The 3,813-nt window shown below is 63.9% G+C and carries 4 protein-coding genes; 1 reads left to right on the top strand and 3 read right to left on the bottom strand.

Going from position 1 to position 3,813, the window contains the following annotated elements; genetic code table 11:
- Positions 1 to 99: 99 nt before the first annotated feature.
- From A2J01_RS07890 to A2J01_RS07880, 3 genes are all read right to left on the bottom strand, one after another.
- Complete coding sequence (locus A2J01_RS07890; protein ID WP_003945807.1) at positions 100 to 771, bottom strand: TetR/AcrR family transcriptional regulator; 672 nt, start codon at positions 769 to 771, stop codon at positions 100 to 102.
- 76 nt (positions 772 to 847) lie between these two features.
- On the bottom strand, positions 848 to 1,660 hold the full coding sequence (locus tag A2J01_RS07885) for an SDR family oxidoreductase (RefSeq protein WP_003945582.1): 813 nt from the start codon (positions 1,658 to 1,660) through the stop codon (positions 848 to 850).
- Positions 1,660 to 2,889 (bottom strand): acyl-CoA dehydrogenase family protein, encoded by a 1,230-nt coding sequence (locus A2J01_RS07880; RefSeq protein ID WP_064112454.1) that lies wholly within the window; start codon positions 2,887 to 2,889, stop codon positions 1,660 to 1,662. Before A2J01_RS07880 ends, A2J01_RS07885 begins: the two co-directional genes overlap by 1 nt.
- Before the next feature lie 55 nt (positions 2,890 to 2,944).
- Between A2J01_RS07880 and A2J01_RS07875 the strand changes: the two genes are divergently transcribed.
- The coding region (locus tag A2J01_RS07875; RefSeq protein WP_156519208.1) for an AMP-binding protein at positions 2,945 to 3,813 on the top strand (869 nt) is incomplete at its 3' end.

The raw sequence follows: 3,813 nt of genomic DNA, 5'->3' as shown, positions 1-3,813 counted from the left end.
CGAGATCGATGGGGTGCACGCCGGACAGCGCGCCGCCCCTCTTGCCGATCGGTGTGCGAATGGCGTCGACGATGTAAACCTCGGACATAGCGTTAGCTCCTAGTTTCGTTGTGCAGCAATAGTTCTTGAAGTTGATTCAGCAATAGCGTCTGAAGTTGTGGCCGGATCGGAGAGCCCGTCGAGCACGATCGCGAGATATTGAGCCGCGACGGCGTGAGCCGAGAGGGATCCACCAGGGCGGTACCAGCGAACCGCGACCCACACGGTGTCGCGCATGAAGCGGAAGACCAATTCGACGTCGATGTCGGAGCGGAAGGTCCCGTCCGCGACGCCGGCTTCGAGGACGCCGACCCACAGGTCCCGGAATTCGGTGTTGCGCTCGGCCAGGTAAGCGAAGCGCTCGTTCCCGACGAGGTGCTTGACCTCGTCCTGGTAGATCGCCACAGCCGAATGTGAGGCGTCGATGGCCTCGTACGACGTCACGACCAGTGCTTCGAGCGTCGCGCGACTGTCCAACCCCGCCGCGACGATCTCGCGGTATTTTCCGAAGAGTTCGTCGAGGAACTGGTGCAGGATCTCGTCGACCATCGACTCCTTGGAATCGAAATGGTGATACAGGCTGCCGGACAGGATCCCGGCGGCGTCGGCGATGTCGCGGACGGTCGTCGCGCGCACTCCGCGATCGGCGAAGAGCCCCGCCGCGATCTCGAGCAGCTCGTCGCGGCGCCCGGACTTGCCGTTTGATTCGTCGGAATTTCGAGGTGGCGTCATGTATTCAATCCTATCCAGGGCCTTCCCCTGTGCGCGGTCAGCGAGTCCAGGGGCTCCTTAACCGCGCACGGGGACGCTAGGCCCTCTGCGAAGAAACGGAGACGATCTCGCCGGTCATGTAGGTGGAGTAATCGCTGGCGAGCATCGCGATGACCGTTGCGATCTCCCAGACCTCCGCGGCGCGGCCGTAGGCCTCACCGGAAGCCAACTGGTCGAGCAGTTCCTCACTGGTGACCTTCGCCAGGAACGCGTGACGCGCAATGGAAGGCGAGACCGCGTTGATACGGACTCCGTACTCCGCTGCTTCGATGGCGCTGCACCGAGTCAGCGCCATGACGCCGGCCTTGGCTGCGGCGTAGTGCGCCTGGGAATGCTGCGCGCGCCAACCGAGAACGGACGCGTTGTTCACCAGAACACCGCCGTGGGGAACGCTCTTGAAGTACCGCAGGGCGGCGCGCGTCGAACGGAAGGTGCTGTTGAGGGTGATGTCGAGAACGCGATCCCACTGATCGTCCGTCATGTCGACGACGGGAGTTTCACCGCCAAGGCCCGCGTTGTTGACGACGATGTCGATACGTCCCAACTTCTCGGCGGCGCCGACGAACAACGCGTCGACCTGCTCGGTGCTCGATACATCGCAGATGATCGATTCGACCTGCTGACCGGGGAATTCGGCCTTCAGCTTCTCCACCGTCTCGCCGAGTCGACGCTCGTGGAAGTCGGAGACGAGAACGTCGCCGCCCTCGAGAAGCACCCTGCGCGCAGTGGAGAAACCGATGCCGGTTCCGGCTGCGGCGGTGATGATCGCCTTCTTGCCCGCGAGCAGTCCGTGGCCCGGGGTTTCCTCCGGCGCAACGGAAAGCGGGGACGCGGCTTTGGTGTCAGACATTAACGGGCCTCTCGGGGAAGACCGAGCACGCGCTCGGAAATGATGTTGCGCTGAATTTCGTTGGAGCCGCCGTAAATCGTGTCGGCGCGGGTGAAGAGGAAGAGGCGTTGCCATTCGTCGAGCTCGAGGTGCTCGGGATCGGTGATGTCCGAGGCATTGCCTTCGGAATCCGCCCACGGTGCAACCAACGACGACGCACCCTGCACGTCCATCGCCAGCTGTCCCAGATCACGATGCCAGTTGGCCCACAACAGTTTTGCGACGGACGCTTCTCCGCCACCGGTTCCGGCGTCGACCGCGTCGAGAGTACGCATCGCGTGGGCGCGCATCACGCGCAGTCCGACCCACGCGCGGGCGATCTTTTCACGAATGTGCGGATCCTGGTCACTGCCATTGGCTTTCGCCAGGTCGACGACGCCTTGGAGCTCGCGGGCAAATCCGATCTGCTGTCCGAGCGTGGATACACCGCGCTCGAAGGTGAGCAGCCCCATCGCGATCTTCCAGCCCTCGCCGGGTTCCCCGACCACCAGATCGGCATCGGTGACGGCGTCGTCGAAGAAGACCTCGTTGAACTCCGATGTGCCGGTGAGCTGCTGAATGGGCCGAACTGTCACACCGGGCTGATCCAACGGGACAAGCAGGAAGCTCAACCCCTGGTGACGCTTGGAGCCCACCTCGGTGCGGCAGACCACGAAGCACCACTGCGCGACGTGAGCCAGTGAGGTCCACACCTTCTGGCCGTTGATGATCCACTTGCCGCCTTCGAGGCGTGCGGTCGTGGAGACGTTCGCGAGGTCGGAACCGGCGCCGGGCTCGGAGTAGCCCTGCGACCACAGTTCACTGACCGTGTTGATGCCAGGAAGGAATCGGCGCTTCTGCTCGTCGGTGCCGTACGCGATCAGCGTCGGGCCGAGCAGCTCTTCACCGATGTGGCTGACGCGAGCGGGCGCACCGGCCTTCGCGTACTCCTGATGGAAGATGACCTGCTGGGAGATGCTTGCTCCCCGCCCGCCGAACTCCTTCGGCCACCCGAGGCACGTCCACCCCGACGCTGCGAGGTGCTTGTCCCACTCGAGTCGTTGCTCGAAGAACTCGTGCTCACTGCCGGGGCCGCCCTTACCCTTGAGCTGGGCGAATTTGCCCGTCAAGTTCTCGGCCAACCACTGCGCGACCGTGGCCGCAAACTCGTCGTCCGTCATCTGCCCGTCCGGGCTCTCGCTCTGGTCCACATATGTAAGATAACCTACCAAGCACTTGCTAGGTAGCGTGTCAGGTAGGAGTCCAGTGACCGAACAACCGAGAACCATCCCATCAGCCCTCATCCGGGCCGCCGAGGAGTTCGGTGAGCGCGCGGCTATCGCCGATGGCGACACCCGACTGACCTTCGCACAGCTACATCAGCGCGTCCGCGATTTCGCCGGCGCACTGATCAACCGTGGGGTGAAGGCAGGCGACCGCGTCGTCATCTGGGCGCCCAACACGTACCACTGGGTGATCGCCCTGCTCGGCGCTCAGTACGCCGGCGCAGCCATCATCCCGATCAACACGCGCTACACCGGCACCGAAGCACTCGACATCATCGAGCGCGTCGACGCAGCTGCCCTGGTGGTCGTCGGCACGTTCCTCAAGGCCGACCGGTACCAGCAGTTGCTCGACGCCAATCCGGACCTGAGGATCCCCACCGTCATCCAGGTACCGATCGACGGGGACGACGACCGTGACGGCGTCATCGAGTTCGAGGACTTCCTCGCGCTCGCCACCGACGCCGCCCGCACCGAAGCCGACGCGCGTGCTGCGAAGGTGCAGCCAGACGACGTCAGCGACATCCTCTTCACCTCCGGCACCACGGGGCGCAGCAAGGGTGCGATCACCGCGCATCGTCAGTCCATCGCTGTCGCCAAGTCGTGGGGTGAATGCGCCGAGGTCACCGCCGACGACAACTTCCTCATCATCAGCCCGTTCTTCCACACCTTCGGGTACAAGGCCGGAATCCTGGTCTGCCTGTTGAACGGTGCGACGATCGTGCCGGTGTCCGTCTTCAACATCGACGACACCCTCGCATTGGTCAGCAGCGAGAAGATCAGCATCCTGCCCGGCGCCCCGACGATCTACCAGACCATCCTCGATCATCCCCGCCGCAGCGAATACGACCT

Origin of the sequence: Rhodococcus sp. EPR-134 (assembly GCF_001647205.1) — a bacterium.
GTDB classification, from domain to species: domain Bacteria; phylum Actinomycetota; class Actinomycetes; order Mycobacteriales; family Mycobacteriaceae; genus Rhodococcus_F; species Rhodococcus_F qingshengii.
Note: the sequence above shows the minus strand (reverse complement) of the source record. Positions and strands in the feature narration are given on the sequence as shown.